Origin of the sequence: Rothia mucilaginosa ATCC 25296, assembly GCF_000175615.1 — a bacterium.
GTDB lineage: Bacteria > Actinomycetota > Actinomycetes > Actinomycetales > Micrococcaceae > Rothia > Rothia mucilaginosa.
The window spans coordinates 70,993-89,737 of the sequence record NZ_ACVO01000015.1; the positions used below are offsets into that span (position 1 = coordinate 70,993).

At 59.8% G+C, this 18,745-nt stretch carries 14 protein-coding genes; 7 read left to right on the forward strand and 7 right to left on the reverse strand.

Going from position 1 to position 18,745, the window contains the following annotated elements:
• Nucleotides 1–30: 30 nt before the first annotated feature.
• From ROTMU0001_RS03820 to ROTMU0001_RS03840, 5 genes are all read right to left on the reverse strand, one after another.
• Entirely contained in the window at nt 31–2,007 is a 1,977-nt protein-coding gene (locus ROTMU0001_RS03820) for a S8 family peptidase (protein WP_005508223.1), read from the reverse strand.
• A 640-nt stretch (nt 2,008–2,647) separates the two neighbouring features.
• Nucleotides 2,648–3,793, reverse strand: a complete 1,146-nt coding sequence (purM, locus tag ROTMU0001_RS03825; protein WP_005508224.1) for a phosphoribosylformylglycinamidine cyclo-ligase — start codon at nt 3,791–3,793, stop codon at nt 2,648–2,650.
• Nucleotides 3,793–5,544, reverse strand: a complete 1,752-nt coding sequence (purF, locus tag ROTMU0001_RS03830; RefSeq protein WP_005508225.1) for an amidophosphoribosyltransferase — start codon at nt 5,542–5,544, stop codon at nt 3,793–3,795. The genes purM and purF overlap by 1 nt, the downstream gene beginning before the upstream one ends.
• 240 nt (nt 5,545–5,784) lie before the next feature.
• The gene (locus ROTMU0001_RS03835; RefSeq protein ID WP_005508226.1) at nt 5,785–6,210 is read right to left on the reverse strand and encodes a sterol carrier family protein; all 426 of its coding nucleotides are present in this window, start codon (nt 6,208–6,210) and stop codon (nt 5,785–5,787) included.
• A gap of 2 nt (nt 6,211–6,212) precedes the next feature.
• The gene (locus ROTMU0001_RS03840) at nt 6,213–7,322 is read right to left on the reverse strand and encodes an asparaginase (RefSeq protein WP_005508227.1); all 1,110 of its coding nucleotides are present in this window, start codon (nt 7,320–7,322) and stop codon (nt 6,213–6,215) included.
• A gap of 570 nt (nt 7,323–7,892) precedes the next feature.
• Between ROTMU0001_RS03840 and ROTMU0001_RS09195 the strand changes: the two genes are divergently transcribed.
• The 7 genes from ROTMU0001_RS09195 to ROTMU0001_RS03875 all read left to right on the forward strand — a co-directional run bounded on the left by ROTMU0001_RS09195 (nt 7,893) and on the right by ROTMU0001_RS03875 (nt 15,447).
• Nucleotides 7,893–8,234 carry a membrane protein gene (locus tag ROTMU0001_RS09195; RefSeq protein WP_005508228.1) on the forward strand — a complete coding sequence of 114 codons (342 nt, stop codon included), beginning with the start codon at nt 7,893–7,895 and terminating at the stop codon, nt 8,232–8,234.
• A 150-nt stretch (nt 8,235–8,384) separates the two neighbouring features.
• Complete coding sequence (purD, locus tag ROTMU0001_RS03850) at nt 8,385–9,668, forward strand: phosphoribosylamine--glycine ligase (RefSeq protein WP_005508229.1); 1,284 nt, start codon at nt 8,385–8,387, stop codon at nt 9,666–9,668.
• 267 nt (nt 9,669–9,935) lie between these two features.
• Nucleotides 9,936–10,862 (forward strand): phosphoribosylaminoimidazolesuccinocarboxamide synthase, encoded by a 927-nt coding sequence (locus ROTMU0001_RS03855; RefSeq protein ID WP_005508230.1) that lies wholly within the window; start codon nt 9,936–9,938, stop codon nt 10,860–10,862.
• Between the two features lie 321 nt (nt 10,863–11,183).
• Entirely contained in the window at nt 11,184–12,086 is a 903-nt protein-coding gene (locus ROTMU0001_RS03860) for a hypothetical protein (RefSeq protein WP_005508231.1), read from the forward strand.
• Between the two features lie 210 nt (nt 12,087–12,296).
• Nucleotides 12,297–13,511, forward strand: coding sequence for a peptidoglycan-binding domain-containing protein (locus ROTMU0001_RS03865; protein ID WP_005508232.1), 1,215 nt, complete (start codon nt 12,297–12,299; stop codon nt 13,509–13,511).
• 1 nt (nt 13,512) lies between these two features.
• Entirely contained in the window at nt 13,513–14,289 is a 777-nt protein-coding gene (locus ROTMU0001_RS03870; RefSeq protein WP_005508236.1) for an ABC transporter ATP-binding protein, read from the forward strand.
• A complete protein-coding gene (locus ROTMU0001_RS03875; protein WP_005508238.1) occupies nt 14,290–15,447 on the forward strand; it encodes an ABC transporter permease in 1,158 nt (385 codons plus the stop codon). It begins immediately after the preceding gene.
• A gap of 109 nt (nt 15,448–15,556) precedes the next feature.
• Here ROTMU0001_RS03875 and ROTMU0001_RS03880 read toward each other — a convergent pair whose 3' ends face one another.
• A complete protein-coding gene (locus ROTMU0001_RS03880) occupies nt 15,557–16,420 on the reverse strand; it encodes a FadR/GntR family transcriptional regulator (protein ID WP_005508239.1) in 864 nt (287 codons plus the stop codon).
• Between the two features lie 222 nt (nt 16,421–16,642).
• A complete protein-coding gene (locus ROTMU0001_RS03885) occupies nt 16,643–18,316 on the reverse strand; it encodes an L-lactate permease (RefSeq protein ID WP_005508240.1) in 1,674 nt (557 codons plus the stop codon).
• Nucleotides 18,317–18,745: the final 429 nt, after the last annotated feature.

Genomic DNA, 18,745 nt, shown 5'->3' on the forward strand with positions numbered 1-18,745 from the left:
GGGCCTGGTGCGGAGCCGGTAGCGGATAGCTTATTGTTCATTGACCTCGCGGGGCTTCTGCGCGGGGTTGGTGACCAGCGGTTCGTCCTGGGTGATGGGCTCGGCGTCACCGTTCAGGTCGTAGACCTGGGCATCTTCGGGGATTTCCATGGCGGGCGCGCCGGGAATCCGGTCGTAGTCACCGGTGAGGCTCTCGCCGTTGGCTCCTGCCGTGAGAGCTTCTGCGGTTGCTTCGGCTGCCTCGTCGGCGGCGGCTCTATCGGCAATCTTAGTGTTAGATGCGCCTGCGCTCAGTCCCTTAGAGATCACCTTGATCGTCTTGCGCGGTCGCAGGTAGGTCACCCTACCGTTCGCGTCCAGGTTTCCAGCCTGTTTAGCCAGTTTGAAGCTGTTGATAATGCCTCGTCCACAGAAGTACTTATCGCATTTGATGCGGTTCGTCCCCATGAGGGTGAACGCCTCCTCGACCTGCTTAGTGGTCATGGAGGTGCCGTTGACCAGCTGCTGTGCCAGCAGAGCGGAGACGTGCGGTGCCGACATGGAGGTGCCGCTCTCATAGTCGTAGCTGAACTTAGTGTTATCAGGGCGGTCGAGGCTGTTCATGGACAGGGTGAGGATGTCCTCACCCGGTGCCGAGATGTTAACCCTCGTGCCGTAGTTGGAGAACGAAGCTCGCGTGCCAGCCTTGGTGGTTGCACCAACCGTGATGACGCCCATGCAGTTGGCGGGCGCGTACTTGGACGCCTCCGTGTTGCCGTTACCTGCCGCGGCGACCACGATTGCGCCCTTGGAGCGGGCGATGTTGATGGCGCGCTGGTAAGCGGCGGGGCACTGGGTTACGGTGCCGATGGACATGTTGATAATCTTGGCGGGGTAGGTGTTGTCCGGCACGCCGTCAACGTGTCCGCCGGCAGCCCAAATGATGGCGTCGGCAATGTCGGAGGTGCGGCCACCGCATCGGCCCAGCACGCGCACGGGCTGTACGCGGGCGAGGTCGGCGGTACCAACCATGCCCATGCCGTTATTGCCGCGGGCGCCGATAATGCCGGCAACGCTGGTGCCGTGCCAGGTGGAGGTGTGGGCGTTCGCCTGATCCTTGCAGAGGTTGTAGGGTGCGTAGTCGCCTTCATCCCTGGGGTTGGGGTCGCGGCCGTTGCCGTCGCGGGCGCTGAGCGGGTCGCTGATGAAGTCGTAGCCGTTCGCCATGCCGGTGACCAGGTCGGGGTGCGGCACATAGCCGGTGTCGAGTACGGCGACCTTCACGTATGCGCCGCGGCGCAGGCGCGCATTACCGGTGTTCTGAACGCCGGTGGTGGGGTTGGTGAGGTTCCACTGCTTGCTGTACTGCGGGTCGTTGAACTGGAAGGTGATGTCGCCCTCTGCGGCGGGGTAGTTGATGTAGTCGGGCTCGACGGAGGCTACGTCCGGGTCGGAGGCGACCTTCGCCATGAACTCCTTCGCCTCGTTTTTGTTGAGGGTTTTGGAGGTCTGGATGACGGCGTCATCGGTGGAGGTACTGCGCAGGATTTGAGTGTCAACGTTCAGAGATTCACTGGCAACATCAACGGTGTCTTTAACGTCATTAGCAATGTCTTGGATTGCATCCCGATTGCCTTCGTTCTGCTGCTTACGCTGCTTGGCTTCGTCGGTGTAGGTGACGATGAATCGGTCGAAGTTCTGCTGGGGAAGCGTGCCGGGGGCTGCCGCGGTGGGGGTGTTGGGGCGTGCCGTGCCGTTGCGCGTGAGGGTGAGGGGGCTGACGGGCCCTTCAATCTGGGGCGCTGCCTGAGCTGCTGCCAGGGTGGCTTCGTCGCTGGGTGCCTGCGCGAGGACTGCGGGTAGGTCGCCTCCGAAGAGGAGTGCGCCGGCGGCGAGCAGGCTCATGGCTGCGTGTGCGGGGCGCTTGCGGCGGCGGTTATCGGGGCAGGGGTCATCGGTGCGGCGGTTATCGGGGTAGTGGCGAGGAGGTGTTTCGGTGCGCTGCGCACCGATGTATGGAAGCCTCATCTGGTTCTCCTGATGTAGGTGGTATGCGAACTGTGTGATGTGTACTGGTGTTTCCGTCTGTAGGTGCACGAGGTGCGCATAGGGTTTTTGCGGGGCGGCAAAGGGGCCTGTTTTTGGGCGCGCTGAAGTAATGAATGGGGTGAGGGAATAGTGTTTTGTAGACCCTTTTTCGTACCGAAAGAACCCTTTTTTTGGACGGTGTGCAACGTACATTTCTAAGGTATCACTTCAAGGTGAACTTGAGGGATTTTTGAGGTGCTTTTCACGGGTTAATGTGCAGAAAATCAACCTCTGGAGGCTGAATAGCGCCCAATGATTGAGAGTTTATGTAAGTAAAGCTTGAGGGTTGGAATATGCGAGGCAGGATATGCGGTACCTCTTGCTGACAGGGGAGAGAAATAAATGTTTTAACACTGTAGTGTAAGCACTAGAATGCATTAAAAATGCAGTTGATAGCAAAAAATAAAAATAGCCTGAAATGCGCGTGAAAATAAATAAAAAGCTGGCATCAATACGCTGGACAGCACGCACCGCCGGTAGACACACAGACCGGGGCGGCCACCGCGTTGGTGACCGCCCCGGTCTATAGAATCATCAGCACCAGCACGCTGGCGCTCGCTACCTACTGGAGAAAGCGTCCTTAGGAAGCGTAGGAGCCCAGCAGGCGAACCGCGCCGCCGTCCACGCCCTTAGCGCCCTGAACGTAATCAGGGTTGTTAGCCTCGGGCTCACCGGCGGCAACAACGTCACCCATAATCCAGGAGGGGATACCGCGGTCGTTCAGACGCTTGGTAGCAGCCTCAGCCACGGAGGGGTCAACGATAGCAATCATGCCCACGCCCAGGTTCAGGGTGCGCTCCAGGTCGGCAAGGGGCACGTTGCCCAGCGAACCAATCAGGGAGAAGATGGCGGGAATCTGCCAGGTGGAGCGGTCCACGCGACCCTCCAGGCCCTGGGGCAGAACGCGAGCCAGGTTAGCAGCCAGGCCGCCGCCGGTCACGTGCGAGAAGCCGCGTACACCGCTGTCGGTGGTGCCGTCTTCGCCGTTGACGGGGAATGCTGCCGCCAGGTCCAGGCAGTCTGCAGCGTACACGCGGGTGGGTTCGAGCAGTTCTTCACCGATGGTGCGGCCCAGCTCGTCCACCTGGCGCTCCAGACCCCAGCCGGCAACGTTCAGAACCTTGCGGACCAGGGAGTAGCCGTTGGAGTGAATACCGGAGGACGCCATAGCAATCAGCACGTCGCCCTCACGCACGCGGTCCGGGCCGAGCAGCTCGTCAGCCTCAACCAGACCGGTTGCCGCGCCCGCAACATCGTACTCGTCTTCTGCGAGCAGGCCGGGGTGCTCAGCGGTTTCGCCGCCAACCAGGGCGGTGCCAGCCTGTGCACATGCGCCAGCGATACCGCGCACAATGTCAGCGATACGCTCGGGAACGACCTTGCCGGTGGCAATGTAGTCGGTCATGAACAGCGGCTTAGCGCCGCACACGACGATGTCGTCCACGACCATGCCGACCAGGTCGTAACCGATGGTGTCGTGAATATCGAGTGCCTGCGCAATAGCGACCTTGGTGCCCACACCGTCAGTAGAGGTGGCAAGGTAGGGCTTGCGGTACTTGACCAGCTCGGAGACGTCGTACAGGCCCGCGAAGCCGCCCACGCCACCAACGACGGAGGAGTTGTGGGTTGCCTTGATAGCGCCCTTCATCAGCTCAACGGCGCGATCGCCAGCCTCTACGTCAACACCTGCGCTTGCGTAGGTTACGGTGGTGGTGTTCTCGCTCATTAGGATTCCTTCGGGGTAGTGGTAGCGGAGGAGTTTGCGGGGGTGCGGTCCTGCTCGGTGAGCAGTGCCTCGAGGTCGGCGTCGGGGCCGGGGTTGCACATGCCCATACCGGCATCGTCTGCGGCAATCTGTACTGCGGAGGGGTCGAACTTCGTTTCGAGAGTTTCGGTACCTTCGCGGGTTTCAATGGAGACAGCCTCGGCGTGCTCGGGCTTGGAGGGAACGGGACGTTCCACGGTCACCTCTGCCGCCTTACCGGCGAGGGGGCCGCCCTTGCCCTTTTCTTCAGCGTCAAAGAGGGACTTGCCGCGTCGTTCCTCGCTGGGCAGTTCAATCGGGTATTCGCCGGTGAAGCATGCGGTGCACATGTTTTCGGTGGGCTGTTCGGTGGCTGCCATCATGCCGTCCTGGGAGATGAAGCCGAGCGAGTCGGCACCCAGGGAGGAGGCGATTTCGTCCACGGACAGGCCGTTAGCGATCAGCTCCGCGCGGGAGGCGAAGTCAATACCGTAGAAGCAGGGCCACTTTACGGGCGGGGAGGAGATGCGCACGTGCACTTCCTTAGCGCCGGCTTCGCGGAGCATACGCACGAGGGCGCGCTGGGTGTTACCGCGAACGATGGAGTCGTCAATAACGACGAGGCGCTTGCCAGCAACCACGGACTTGAGCGGGTTCAGCTTCAGACGGATACCGAGCTGGCGGATGGTCTGCGAGGGCTGAATGAAGGTTCGACCCACGTAAGCGTTCTTGACCAGACCGTTACCGTAAGGAATGCCGGACTCTTCGGCGTAACCGATAGCAGCCGGAACACCGGATTCGGGGGTGGGCATGACCAGGTCAGCTTCGACGGCGTGTTCGCGGGCGAGCTGACGGCCCATTTCTACGCGGGATTCGTAGACGCTACGGCCGGAGATGGTGGTGTCCGGGCGAGCGAGGTAAACGTACTCGAAGACGCAACCTGCGGGCTTAGCCTCAGCGAAGCGCTGGGAGCGCAGGCCGTTCTCGTCGATGGTGAGGAATTCGCCGGGCTCAACTTCACGCACGAAGGACGCGCCGACAATGTCGAGTGCCGCGGTTTCGGATGCGACAACCCAGCCGCGCTCCAGGCGACCGAGTACGAGGGGGCGTACACCCTGCGGGTCGCGTGCGGCGTAGAGGGTGTTCTCATCCATGAAGGTGAGGCAGAAGGCACCGCGCAGGGTCGGCAGCAGGTCGAGTGCTGCTTCTTCGAGGGAATCGAAGTCGTGCTCCGCCAGCAGGGCGGTGACGAGTGCGGTGTCGGTGGTGTTGCCCTGGGCGAGTTCGCCGTGCTTGGGGGGCTTGCCGCCATTCTTAGCGATGACTCGGTCGTAGAGATCAGCCGAGTTGGTGAGGTTACCGTTGTGCGCCAGGCAGAGCGTGCCGTGCGGGGTGGTACCGAGAGTCGGCTGTGCGTTAGCCCAGTGGGATGCGCCGGTGGTGGAGTATCGGGCGTGGCCGATAGCGTGGTCGCCGGGCATGGAGCTGAGGGTGGCTTCGTCAAAGACCTGGGAGACGAGTCCCATATCTTTGTACACGTGGATACGTTTGCCGTTACTGGTTGCGATACCTGCTGATTCCTGGCCGCGGTGCTGGAGTGCGTACAGGCCGTAGTAGGTTAGCTTTGCCACGTCCTCGCCGGGTGCCCAGACGCCGAAGACGCCGCAGGCGTCCTTGGGGCCGTGGTCAATCGGATCGAGGTCGTGAGTGAGTTTTCCGTCGGGGCGAATCAATTCACTTCTTTTCGACGTTGGGACTGCGGATGCGTCTGCGCAGGCGCAAGATTAGGGCGTGTTGCCGCACTCACACCTGCCTGCGTGTGCCGTAGCATACACCAGACCTTTAAAAGTGTACCGGGTTTCGGGGTCGATGCGGTGAAGGATATGCTAAATACCTCAGGATGGACCGCTAGAACGGGCAACAAACACACCAAATCACGAAAACTGCGTGGGCCTGCGGGCTCGTAGCAAGTTCTAGAAAAGCGGCAACAGGCCCGAAAGATCACTGCGCTCGCCCGAAGCGTCCAGCGCACCGGCACCCACCGCCTGCGCCCACGAACACGCACCCAGCACCAGCGCCGCCCACACGAGCGGGCGCGCCTCCACCACGGACGGCGGGGTGCCGCGCGTATGGCGAGGACCCGCCACGCACTGGGTCACACCCAGCGGGGGCACACGCACCTCCACACTATTGCCGGGGGCTAGGGTGGCCAGCTCTTCGAGGGTAAAACGCACGAAGGTTGCGCGCACGGAGCGGGGGAGCGCCGCGAACGCCTGTTCTATTTCGACGGGTACGAGTGCGGTCTCGGAAGGCTCAGAATCAAAGGAAGCGAAGAGTGCGCGCACTTTGCGCACCGCCGCCATGCCCGCCTCTTCGCTGGTTTTGCGTCGAATAGCCACGGCTACTTTCCCTCCGGAGCTTCAGTAAAAAGCTCCTCGTGCACGCGCAGCTCGCCCACCTCAACCGGCTTGCCGTCTACGTAACCGCCGGTCACCGGACGCACCACCAGCGCGAGTAGGCGCTCGCATTCCTCGGCGCTCAGGTAGCCGCCAGCAGCGAGAGCGCGCAGTGCCACGGCGTACATGGCGCGGGGCGAACCGTCGCTCATCTTCACCACCACGGACGCGCCCGAACGCAGACCAATGCAGAGCACGCCCTCCGCGCCGCCCTTGACGATCGCGTCCAGTTCTTCGCTGAGCACGGTGTCGGGGGAACCGGGTGCCTGAATCAGCTCGGGGTAGTCCACCATGGCGGTCGCGACCGTGGAGGCGCGCGCATCCGCCCCGAGGTTGCGGATTGCCGCACCCAGGGTCGAATAGGCGCGTGCGGCACCGGCAAGGGAGACGGCGTGCACGGGCGCACCGCAGCCGTCAACGCCGATAGCGGCTACCGGTTCGCCGGTGAACGCCTCAATCTCTTCGGTGATGACCTGCTGCAGCGGGTGGGCGGGGTCGAGGTAGTTGTGCAGGGTCCAGTTCTGCGAGCCCTCTTCGAGGTCGCCGCGCTCAAGCTTTGCGGTGCACGCCCACAGGAACGCGGCGTGCTTGCCGGAGCAGGGGTGCGCCAGGGCAGTAGCGGCAAGGTTCGCCTGAACCATTGCCTGGCGTGCCTGCTTGTCGGAGGGGAGCGTGGGCTTGAGCGCCAGGTTCGCCGGGGTGAGCGGGTTGGTTTCGGTGCTGCCCTGGGTGAGTACGTCCTGCACAGCGCGCATCTGCTCGAAGGTGCCTCGATGCGAGCCGCAGGCGATGGCGACCTGGGAGCCGCGCAGGGGCGCGCCCGCCTTCATGGATCCGATGGCCTGCAACGGTTTGGCGGCGGAGCGCAGGTAGAAGGGCTCGTGAATGTCGCCGAGGGCAAGCTGAACATCACCGTCGGGGCCTAGCAGGATGAGGCGGCCGCGGTGGCGTGCCTCGACAAAGTTGTTGCGGGTGAGCTGCGCGAGTTCTACGTCGAAGGCGCTGCTGTGGTCGGTGGTGTGAGTGGTTGCCTGTGGGGTGGTGCTGTTGGTCATTCTTCTAGTTTAAACGGGGCGTGCGGCTTGACCCTATTCGTGCTCAGCGGCGCGGAACTAGGATAGGCTGGCGCGGTCGAGGGAGAGCCCTGTGAAGAGATTCACGCCCACTACGGGTTGAAGTTATGAGTAACTCATTTTTATAATTGAAGTGTGCTCAAGCGCAACGGGTAAGACTAAGGTAAGTGAGCGAGGCACAGCCCGCACGAACCGAAAAACCCAGCACCGCATAGGACCGACCACGATCGACGCCCGACGAACCATTCCGGCGCCTCGACGTACCGCCTCATGAATACGGCGATGACCAAGGCAGCGGCAGATGAGCAAAACCCCACCCCGTCAATCGATGAGCTATGAGTGTATCCACGGTTCATCATCTCTGACATGCCCCAATATGCAGTCTGAGAACGGGCGTATGTATCCAGTTAGGAAAATGATGCGGCCCCGGGGTCCTATATCTAAGCAAAACTAGTTAGACGTGACCCGGTACGAGTATGCATCGCTTAATGCCCCTTACCCCTCAACTCACTCTTGATTGGTGAGCGGCAAACCATGTAAAGGAGTACATCCATGGCAGAGCAGAACAACACCTCCGCAAACACCTCCGCACAGAACACCTCCCCCAAGGGCGGTTTGAGCGCAGAATCTGAATTCCACGCAAAGTTTTTCCCCATCCTGGCTCGCGTTGCTTCTGTGACTGCAGTGCTCATGTACGTCTTCTACTTCCCGCAGATTATCGGTAACCTGAACGGTCACAAGGGTGACTGGATTCAGCCTCTGGTTGCTGCTGTGAACTGCACCCTGTGGGTTCTGTACGGCCTGTGGCGCCCCAAGAAGGATGTTCCGATTATCATCGCGAACCTCCCGGGTATTGTCTTCGGTGGTGTGGCTGCTATTACCGCCCTCATCTAAGGCTTTAGCTTGATTCGGTAGCTTCGGTTACCGCGCCGTGCGGCTCTTCTCTAGCGTGCATTCGTGCGAATGTGCCGCTACATGAGAAGGGCCGCATTTTTAGTGTGCTCAGCTCACATTTTTGAGAGGGTACCGGGTACCCTAAATACTATGAAGGTTTTGGTACTGGGCCCCGGCGGCCGCGAACACGCAATTATTCGAGCGCTTCTGCGCGATTCTGAGGTGACTGAGGTACACAGCGCCCCCGGCAACGCCGGCATTGCCCAGGATGTTCCCGTCCACGCAATTGATGCGAATGACCCCGCCCAGGCAACCGCCCTGGCACGCGAACTGAGCGCCGACCTGGTCGTTATCGGCCCGGAGGCGCCCCTGGTCGCAGGTGTCTCCGATGCACTGCGTGAGGCGGGCTTTGACGTTTTCGGACCCTCCGCAGCTGCCGCGCAGCTGGAAGGTTCCAAGGCTTTCGCTAAGCAGGTCATGGAAGAGGCTTCCGTACCGACTGCCCGCGCCTACGTGGCATCGAACGCCGCTGAGGCGCAGGCGGCACTGGACGAGTTCGGTGCACCCTACGTGGTGAAGGACGACGGCCTGGCTGCAGGTAAGGGCGTTGTGGTGACCGAGGACCGCACCGCGGCACTGGAGCACGCTCAGGCTTGCTTCAACGCCGGCGGCACCGTGGTCATTGAAGAGTTCCTGGACGGCCCCGAGGTGTCCCTCTTCGTCATCTCTGACGGTAAGAACGTTCTGCCGCTGTCTCCGGCTCAGGACTTCAAGCGCATTTTTGATAACGACGAGGGCCCGAACACCGGCGGTATGGGCGCCTACACCCCGCTTCCCTGGCTGCCTGAGGGCTTCGTGCAGGAGGTCGTGGAGAAGGTGGCACGCCCGACCGTGGCTCGCATGGCTGAGCGCGGCACCCCGTTCGTGGGTGTGCTCTTCTGCGGTCTGGCTGTGACCAGCCGCGGCGTGCGCGTTATCGAGTTCAACGCACGCTTTGGCGACCCGGAAACCCAGGCGGTTCTGGCGCGTCTGCGCACCCCGCTGGGTCAGCTGCTGCGTGCGGCTGCTCGCGGTGAAATTTCTGAGGGTACCGAGCTGGATTGGGATCCCCGCACCGCAGTTGACGTGGTTATGGCTGCTGAGAACTACCCGGACACTCCCCGCAAGGGTGACGTCATCTCTGGCCTGGATGAGGCGAACGCCCTGGAGGGCGTGCACGTGATTCACGCGGGCACTGTCGCATCCGAGGAGGGTGTGCTGACTGCTGGCGGTCGTGTGCTGGCTGTTGTTGCTCTCGGCGATGATCTGGCTGCTGCCCGTAACGCCGCCTACGAAGGTGTTCGCGCTATCTCCTGGGCTGGCGCGCAGTACCGCACCGATATCGCGCTGAAGGCTGTGGAGAACCGCATCCACATTCCCGCCCCGCGCGGCTAAAACCTAAGGTGACCGGCTTCCCCGCTTGAGGGTGGGGGAGCCGGTCGCTTCTTTGCCACTCGCTTCTTTGCCTCCTACTTCTTGGCTTCTTGCCGCCTCGGCTTTTCCCGGTCGGGGTGCAGTCGGCGGCGACCGGGGCAGGTTGGGCTCTCAAGATTGTGCCGTATTGATGACTGATGGCACTATCGGGAGCCGTGCCTGTCGCGGTATTGTAATTACACAGACTTTTTGCATCCACATCACACCACCTCATCAGGAGAAATTCTCATGACTTCTCGTTCTAACCCCGTGGAAATCCCGGGCTGGACTCACATTTATTCCGGTAAGGTCCGCGACCTGTACGTTCCGAATGAGGAACGTTTTGACGCTACCGGCCTGACCGTCAATGATGACGCTGAGCTGCGTGCCGGTTCGGTTATGGTTGTTGCCTCGGACCGTATTAGCGCTTTTGACCGTATTCTGCCCACCGAGATCCCGGATAAGGGCAAGATTCTGACTCAGATGTCCCTGTGGTGGTTTGAGCAGCTTAAGCAGGTTCCGAACCACGTGCTGTCCACTGACGTTCCGGATGTTGTGGCTGGTCGAGCAATGATTTGCCGCTCTCTGAACATGTTCCCGGTGGAGTGCATTGTGCGCGGTTACCTGACCGGTTCCGGTTTGGCTGTGTACAACGAGACCGGTGAGATTGCTGGTGTGAAGCTGCCTGCGGGTCTGGTGGATGGTTCCCGCCTGGAGACCCCGATTTTCACTCCGACCGGTAAGGCTGAGGTGGGTGAGCATGATGAGCTGGTGACCCGTGAGGAGCTGTACGCTGAGGTGGGTCAGCCGGTGGGTGAGCGCCTGGAGGAGCTGAGCCTGAGCCTGTACACCACCGCGGAGAAGATCGCTCGCGAGCAGGGCATTATTCTGGCGGATACCAAGATGGAGTTCGGTACCGATTCGTACCGTGGCGAAATCACCCTGGGCGATGAGGTGCTGACCCCGGACTCTTCGCGTTTCTGGGATGCCCAGCAGTATGAGCCGGGTCGTGCGCAGCCGAGCTTCGATAAGCAGTATGTACGTGACTGGCTGCGTTCCCCGGAGGCGGGTTGGGACGGTTCGGATAATGTGCCGCACCTGCCTGAGGAGGTTGTGGAGAAGACTCGTGCCCGTTACGTTGAGGCGTATGAGCGTCTGACCGGAACGAAGTTCTAAACTCTATATTTCCGGCTGAAATAAGTCTTTGAGATAGCTAAAGGGCGGTGCCCCGGAAGGTCATTCTTCCGGGGCACCGCCCTTTAACTCATAAGCCCTTTTACATGCATTCTTATAGGTGCTATATGTCATAAATATATCTTGTGTGTCTATTGTGCGGGGGGGGGGTGTCCTCTATCATACTTAGTAATCGGCTCATGATGCTTCTACTCCGCAAAACGCAGGTTCACGCCATGTAGCATGTCTGTAGATAGCCCTCACGATACGCCCGTATCACTGCCGGTTCTCGCCCATCAATGATGCTTGAGAAAGGTGAAGTCCATGGCAAAGAAGCCCTTCGCACCCCTCGCCCTTATCGGTATTGCCTGTTGCCTAGGCGTATCGAGTTGCTCCACCACCGTTGAAGTTAAGCAAGACATTCGTAATGTCCTGGCAAGCTACGAGAATCCCTCCCCGGATATTAACGTGGCCCTCGTTAACGAGGTCAAAAAGTGTATGAGCGAGAAGTCCTTCACCTACTCCGGTAGCCAGAACATTATTGACGGCTCCTCCGTTCATGAACTTGCGATGAGTGGCGCCCACTTCGCCAACGAAGAAGCGGCCACCCAGGGATACTGGTCCACCCGGCAGGGCAACGCTAGCTCCAGCAACGCACCCGTGATGGAAAACCCGGCATACGGGAAGGCGTTCCTAGGCGACCCTCAAGCCCCAGACAGTAAAACTATCACCATCACGATGAGTAACGGTGCCCAGACCAGCATGGCAACAGATTCATGCCTGGGACGTGCGGCAGAAGCTGTCTTCGGCTCAGCAGAAAACTACCTCAAGTACATCAACTTCGTTAACGAACTCAACACGGGCGGATCCAAAAACAACGCGGTAGAAGAAATGGGGAAATACTACCGTAATGACACCACCTACGGTGCATGCATGAAAGAAAGCGGATACGCCGATATCCAGCACTTCGGAGATGCTCCCAGCTACGCAGAGAAAACCTGGGGTAAGTACAAGGCAGCCAATGTAGCCGCCAATGCGGAAGAGCAGTCCCTAGCTCACGCCGACTACAACTGCCAAAAGTCCACTGGAATCCTGACTAAGGCACAGAATATCTACTACGAAAAGGCTGCGACCTGGCTCAATGAGCATGAGCCGCTCATCCTTGAAGTACGCGATATCGAACGTCAGGCCCAGGAGCGTGCCGCAGCTCTACTCAACGGCAACTAGCCAAGGGCAACTAGCCAACGGCAAATAGTAAACGCTGATTCCTCGTTGGACATTTTCTAGCGAGATTTTTCTACCGATCCTCTGCTCTCAACCGCTTTCACCCGCGGATGAGAGCAGAGGATACACCCCTTTATTCAGTCCCCGCCACGTTGTTACCCTCAGCAATTACCCCTAGTCCCACCCCATATTTCACCGCAGAAAGGTGAACCCATGAACACGCAGCAGAGTTCAGAAAACCCCCGCCGCGCCGCCACGACGGCAACCATACGCGCCTACCTGGTTCCGGTGCTCGTCATTCTGCTCGTCATCACCGGCGGGTTCTCCATCTACGCACTTAATACGGGGCTACGCACCAATGTTGAATCCAATGCGCAGCCGTCCCGCGCCGCGCAACTAACAACCCGAATCAGCACGCAGACTGTTACCCGCACCTACTCGGGAGAAGTTAGCGTGTCACCCGCCCGAAGCTACACCGTAGGAACCCCTCAAGGAGTGGTGACCAGGGACGGCGCCAAGGCGGGTACCCAGATGAGTAACGGCTCAATTATCACCACTATCAACGAGCGTCCCATCATTGCGTTCAAGGGTAGTATTCCCGCCTACCGCGACCTTGCCGTAGGCGCTCGCGGCGATGACGTTAAACAGCTCCAAGAAGCTCTAGAATCGCTCGGCTACAGTATCTGGGATGAGGAAGGAAACTACGGCGAAGCAACCGCCAACGCTGTCTACCGTTTCTACCTCGACCGAGGCTACTACCCTCCCGGGGATACTGACCGAACCGAAGAAGGACGCTACAACACCGCCCTGCCGCTCTCTGAATACCTCTTCGCTGACGGCAATGAATACACCGTAGACAACAGCTGCGGCACCAAAGGCCAAACCTCAACTCCGGCGCTGTGCACCCTATCCGCGGGTGGGTACCGTCTGGTACTCTCCGCGGACGGTAGCGCTCTCAGCAATGAACTCGCTGAAGGACAGAAAGTCCAGATTCTTACCGATAACGGAAGCCCGCTCGAAGGCACCCTGGGTGCGGCCCTCACACCCGAAGGCTCAACTAACGCTGACGGCGGCGCTAACGCAGGTGCCTCCAACGGTGCGCAGAACAGCGCGCGATCTAACAGCGATACCTCCGCACAGGGAGCTAACGCACGGAAACGCTACCCCATCAAAATCGACTTGCCGGAAAACACGACGGCATCAACACGTTTTCAAGCAACCGTTACCCTCAACCGAGGCGCTGAAAACGCCCTCGCAGTGCTCGAAGGCGCCGTCAAAACCGAAGAAAACGGAACACACTCCATCACCCTGGATAACGGTCAGAGCGTTCCCGTCACCCTTGGCGTGTGCTCCGCCGGAATCTGCGAGCTCGTCAACCCCGCTGCAGAACTCAAGGCAGGTACCGTCGTGAAGCTGAAGGAGCGCTAAAATGCCTCATCACGAGACAGAACGTGCCCTCCCCACGAGCGCTACCGCCGCAAAACCTAATATCGAGTGCCACAATATTGCGCGTTTCTTCCCGCCCTCCACCTGGGCGCTAAAGAACGCAACCCTCAGCATTCATGAAGGCGAATCAGTGGCCATTACCGGCGCCTCCGGAAGCGGAAAATCTACGCTCCTCTCTATCATTGGGCTACTCGATCAGCCCTCCGAAGGTGAGCTGAAAATATTGGGCCAAAACATGGGCACCGCCAGCGACGCCGAGCGAACTGTAGCACGCCGTGAGCACATCGCTTTTGTCTTTCAGGCGTACCACCTCATTGCTCATCTGAACGCCACCGAGAACATTGCCCATACCCTCCGGATGCGCGGCGTACCGGGCCGTCAGGCACATCAGCGTGCGTTGCAGGCACTCGAACAGGTGGGTTTGGGGCACCGTTTGGAGGTTCTTCCACGCAACATGTCCGGTGGTGAACAGCAACGAGTCGCGGTTGCGCGCGCGTTAGCCTGCGCCCCGCGTATCCTACTGTGCGATGAGCCTACAGGAAACCTCGACACTGAAAACTCTCACAAGGTGTTGGATCTGCTCCTCGCCGGCCGCGCGGAGAAGCAAAGCCTGGTCATCATCACCCATGAACCCGATATCGCGGCTCGCTGCGACCGGCAGCTGCACATGGTCGATGGGATGCTCGTTAGCCCCGAACTCACTCGTCCCGAAGAATCGGCCCACCAAATGCTCACAGAACCCGTTGTCAGGGGAGGATAGATGCTAAGGAATAACCTTCACTACGCTCTCCTTGCAGTTGTTCGCCGTTGGCGCCGCAACCTGCTCACGGTACTGGCGATGCTCGCGGGAACAACCACCATCATCATGCTGGTGGGCGTCAGCGAGTCATCGGCGCTCAATACGAGCTCGCAGCTGGCCAGCTACGATTCCACCCGGCTCGGTGTGCGCCTCCAGCCGCAGACCTGGGATATACCGGAGGATGAACTGCTCTGGCGCGTTAACCAAGTTCCAGAGGTCAAAGCTGCCGGTACAGTCACCATTGATACGCAGACAACGCGTCCGCAGGTCAACAGGCCGGGGCAGGAGGGCCAACAAACACCCCTCGCAGTCGTCTCGGAAGCAGGTTTGAAAGCACGAGGCGCGCACATTGTCGAAGGGCACTTTTCGGAACCTGCCCGCGAACGCCCCGGTGAGCCTACCGTCTGTCTGGGCGTTGCCCTCGCGAAAGAGCTAGGGGTCAGCACTGAGCCCGGGCGGAACATGATTGAGGTCAACGGAATGCGAGCCTACGTGCTCGGCATTATCCGTGACGGCGGTAAAAACGCTGCTCTCAGTAGCGCTCTTATCCTGCCGACCACCTCCACTTTCTTGCCGCAAGCCCACACCCTGCAACGCGGTATGGACGTCGTCGTGAATCCAGGAAGTGCAGATACGGTCGCGGAACAGCTCAAGCAGGTACTCGATCCGCAGCGCGCCCCCGTTGATACAAACATTGAGATTCCGCCTTCACCGGTGACTCTTCGTGCTTCCTTGACGAAGGATAGCCGAGCTCTTACGACCATCATTCTGGTGGTTCTTATCGCCTCGACAAGCTTCGGCATTGTGATGACCATGCAGATTTCGGTCTGGGAACGCCGCAGGGAAATCGGCATCAACCGTGCATTAGGGCTGGGACGGCGAGATGTGGCGGTGAGCTTCCTGGCGGAGGCAGCCCTCCTCGGGGCCCTAGGCGCTCTTGGAGGCTTCATCCTCGGTATTCTCGGTTCCTGGGTTGTGTGCCTTCTCAACGGATGGGCACTATCTCTGCCACCCCTTATCCTCGGGATTCCTTTCCTCGGCTTGGGTGTGGGCATCGTGGCGGGTGCATTGCCCGCCTACGCGGCAACGAAGGTTCAGCCGCTTGAGCTGCTACAATAACTGCCCCGCTGAAATAATTGCTCGGCGCATAAGGGCGGTGCCCCGGAAGATCATTCTTCCGGGGCACCGCCCTTTAGCTATGTGGGTTTATACGATTGAAGGGCGAAGCCTAGCCGGCGTGAACGTCTTCGTCGTGTACGTTCTCGTGGCACAAATCCTCGTGCAGAATATCCCGCGCCGGATGCTGCCGCGCCCGCTCCTCCGCAGCACGGTCAGACAGCGAATAAAACCACGTAATGTGCTCACACACCCGCTCATAGGCTGCCTGCTCATCGTGAGAGGCAATCGCCTCAATAATGCCGTAATGCTGCTGCTGCAACGTGCGCTTGACCGCCTCCCAATCCTTTAGGAAAGGAACCGCCTCCTGCACATAACTCATCGTCGCCATGTGCAGAGAGTCAATCACCGTATCAAGCACAATATTGCCGCCGAGCTTCGACAGCTCATAGTGAAAACGCGTATCGCAGAAATGGAAGCGCTCATCGCTGATCTGCTCATCCATCTCTGCCAGATGCACGCGCGCCCGCTCCAACGCTGCCGCACGCTCCGGGGTGTCCGGCGCGGCAGCCGCGGCACGCGCCGCAGGGCCCTCCAGTAGCAGGCGGGTTGAGACAACGTCCTTCACCGGCAGGCTACGGGTCGCAATGTGCATGCGCAGCGCCCAGCTGAGCGCATCCGACGGCTCCGAAATGATAATCGCGCCCGACTTCGGTCCTGAACCGGTACTGGAACGAATCAGACCCAGCGCGTTCAAAACCCGAAGGCCCTCACGGACCGAGGGGCGGGAAATGCCGTGCCGTGCCGCCAACTCACGCTCGGAGGGGAGCTTATCGCCCACACGCAACTCACCCAGGCGCAGGCGCCGCTCAAAGGTCTCCAGAATGATGCTGTAGCTGCGGTCCGCCAGAATCGGCTGGCGCTCAACCACAGGGGGCGCCTCTGCAGGCTGGGTGTCGTCAAAAGAACGAGGCATACTCTCTCCTGATAACGAGGCGGATAACGAAAAGAAGTCTCGACTCAGCATGTTCCCGAGAACTATCGGGGCAACCTGTCGAGTCATAAGGGGCATAAAAAGCGGGGCGGCAGAACCGATAAGGTTCGCCGCCCCGCCGTGGCCACCGGAAAATACCGGGGCGAATGTCCTACGGCCCTTGAGGCTTTCGCCTCAAGAACTCTCTAAGGGGTGAGCCTCAGATTAGGGAACCAGGAAGGACAGAACGTTGGTCTGCAGGAAGACCAGGACGCAGACGACCACGAGCATACCGAAGGACCAGGGAACAACAGCCTTGAGGATGTCGGATTCCTTACCTTCCATGTCCACAGAGGTAGCAGCAATAGCCAGCGACTGCGGGGAGATCATCTTACCGACCACACCACCGGTGGTGTTAGCAGCCAGCATGAGCTCGGGGGTTGCGCCGTGGATACCTGCGTGCTGCAGGTTCTCAGCAGCAGACACCTGCAGCTTGGAGAACAGTGCGTTCGCACTGGTGTCCGAACCGGTCACAGCGGTACCGATCCAGCCCAGAGCCGGTGCGAGGAACGCGTAGACGGTGCCCAGGCCTGCCAGGAAGGTACCCATAGCGATGGTCTGACCGGAGAAGTTCATGACGTATGCCAGTGCCAGAACCGAAGCAATGGTCAGGATGGACCAACGCATGCGGTAGACAACGGAACCGAACTCGGTGAAGATTGCCGGGAACTTGAAGGCGTAGCGGCCCTTCTCGTTGAAGAAGAAGTAGACGACAGCAACAACCAGACCGGAGATAATCAGCAGGGTGCCGGGGTTGGACATCCACGCGAAGTTGTAGACAGCGTCCTTGACAGGCTTGCCGTCAGCGGTGACGAGGCGGGAGCTCAGAGCCTGGATATCAATCTTGATGACGAAGCTCTTCAGCCATGCCTTCAGGCCAGCGTGCAGGTTAGCAACACCGAAGATTGCAACGACGATGACGTAGGGCAGCAGTGCCATCCAGACGCGAACGGCGGGCAGAGCTTCCTTCTCTTCAGCCTGTGCGGGCAGGCCGTAGCGTTCACGAACGCCTGCGACGCCGCGGGGCTTCCAGAACTGCAGGAAGACAACAGCAACACCCATGGAGACGATGCAAGCAACAACGTCGGTCAGGTTGTATGCGGGGGTAGCAGCGGTGACCCACTGTGCAATTGCGAAGGAGACACCGATGATCAGTGCGGGCAGCCATGCGTCCTTCAGACCCTTCATACCGTCAAGGATGACGAGCAGGATGAGCGGAACGAGCATTGCCAGGAACGGAGCCTGGTGACCAACGATGGTTGCGATAACGTGTGCGTCCTTGCCGCCAACGTCACCTGCGGTGGTAATCGGGACAGCAACCGCGCCGAATGCCACGGGGGCGGTGTTAGCGAGCAGAACGGTAATAGCAGCCTTGAGGGGCTTGACGCCCAGGGCGAGAATCATGGTTGCGGTAATTGCAACGGGAGCGCCGAAGCCAGCCAGTGCCTCGAGCAGACCGCCGAAGCAGAATGCGATGAGGATAGCCTGGATGCGCAGGTCGCCGCCGCCGAGGCGGTCGAAGACGCGGCGCAGGTCTTCAAAGCGGCCGGAGAGAACGGTGAGCTGGTAGAACCAGATTGCACCGAGGATAACCCAGCAGATGACCAGGCCGTAGATGCCACCGCGGACGGCGCTCAGACCGGCGAGGTCAGCGGGCATGTGGAAGCCCAGCGCTGCTACGAGGATGGATGCTGCCAGTGCCACGAGTGCGGACCAGTGAGCGCGTGCCTTAACGCCCAGTAGCATCACAAAGAAGGTGAGGAGGGGAATGGTTGCCACGAGCGCGCTGAGGCCGAGGCTACCTCCCACTGCATTGGTTACAGCGGTATAAGTTTCCACTGGAACTCCTTTGGTTCAGGGTGTGTTTTGTGTGTGGTCAGACCATAGATAATTCTGTGGGGAACGAGTCATTGTTCCCTGCACGGGGATGTGGTCAGACCATTGATCGCATGTTTAGAAGAGTACCGGATAATGTGGTGTTTCACCAAAAGTGACCTGACTCATTTTCACAGCTAAGGGGTGCTTGGTGGGGTTGAGCCCTGTGAATTTACCGAAATATTGCGACTCTGACAGTTAATGCCAGCTTCTGAAACTCAGATATTTCTGAGGGCGTAATGAAATGGGTGTATGAGTGATTGGCTTATCCAGTAAGAAATCTCCAACTGTGGGCACATTCCCGAAAAGAATGTTGTGTTAAAGAGGAATCACCCCACGAAACAATCATTAATGCTTCAGAAAGGCGGATTTCTAGGGGGTTTAGCTACCGAA

What these genes read in the sequence shown, in the direction of transcription:
- ROTMU0001_RS09195 (WP_005508228.1), top strand. Translation starts at nt 7,893, where the DNA reads ATGGCAGAGCAGAACAACACCTCCGCAAACACCTCCGCACAGAACACC.
- ROTMU0001_RS03870 (WP_005508236.1), top strand. Translation starts at nt 13,513, where the DNA reads ATGCCTCATCACGAGACAGAACGTGCCCTCCCCACGAGCGCTACCGCC.
- ROTMU0001_RS03865 (WP_005508232.1), top strand. Translation starts at nt 12,297, where the DNA reads ATGAACACGCAGCAGAGTTCAGAAAACCCCCGCCGCGCCGCCACGACG.
- ROTMU0001_RS03820 (WP_005508223.1), bottom strand. Translation starts at nt 2,007, where the DNA reads ATGAGGCTTCCATACATCGGTGCGCAGCGCACCGAAACACCTCCTCGC.
- ROTMU0001_RS03875 (WP_005508238.1), top strand. Translation starts at nt 14,290, where the DNA reads ATGCTAAGGAATAACCTTCACTACGCTCTCCTTGCAGTTGTTCGCCGT.
- purM (WP_005508224.1), bottom strand. Translation starts at nt 3,793, where the DNA reads ATGAGCGAGAACACCACCACCGTAACCTACGCAAGCGCAGGTGTTGAC.
- ROTMU0001_RS03840 (WP_005508227.1), bottom strand. Translation starts at nt 7,322, where the DNA reads ATGACCAACAGCACCACCCCACAGGCAACCACTCACACCACCGACCAC.
- ROTMU0001_RS03880 (WP_005508239.1), bottom strand. Translation starts at nt 16,420, where the DNA reads ATGCCTCGTTCTTTTGACGACACCCAGCCTGCAGAGGCGCCCCCTGTG.
- ROTMU0001_RS03860 (WP_005508231.1), top strand. Translation starts at nt 11,184, where the DNA reads ATGGCAAAGAAGCCCTTCGCACCCCTCGCCCTTATCGGTATTGCCTGT.
- purD (WP_005508229.1), top strand. Translation starts at nt 8,385, where the DNA reads ATGAAGGTTTTGGTACTGGGCCCCGGCGGCCGCGAACACGCAATTATT.
- ROTMU0001_RS03855 (WP_005508230.1), top strand. Translation starts at nt 9,936, where the DNA reads ATGACTTCTCGTTCTAACCCCGTGGAAATCCCGGGCTGGACTCACATT.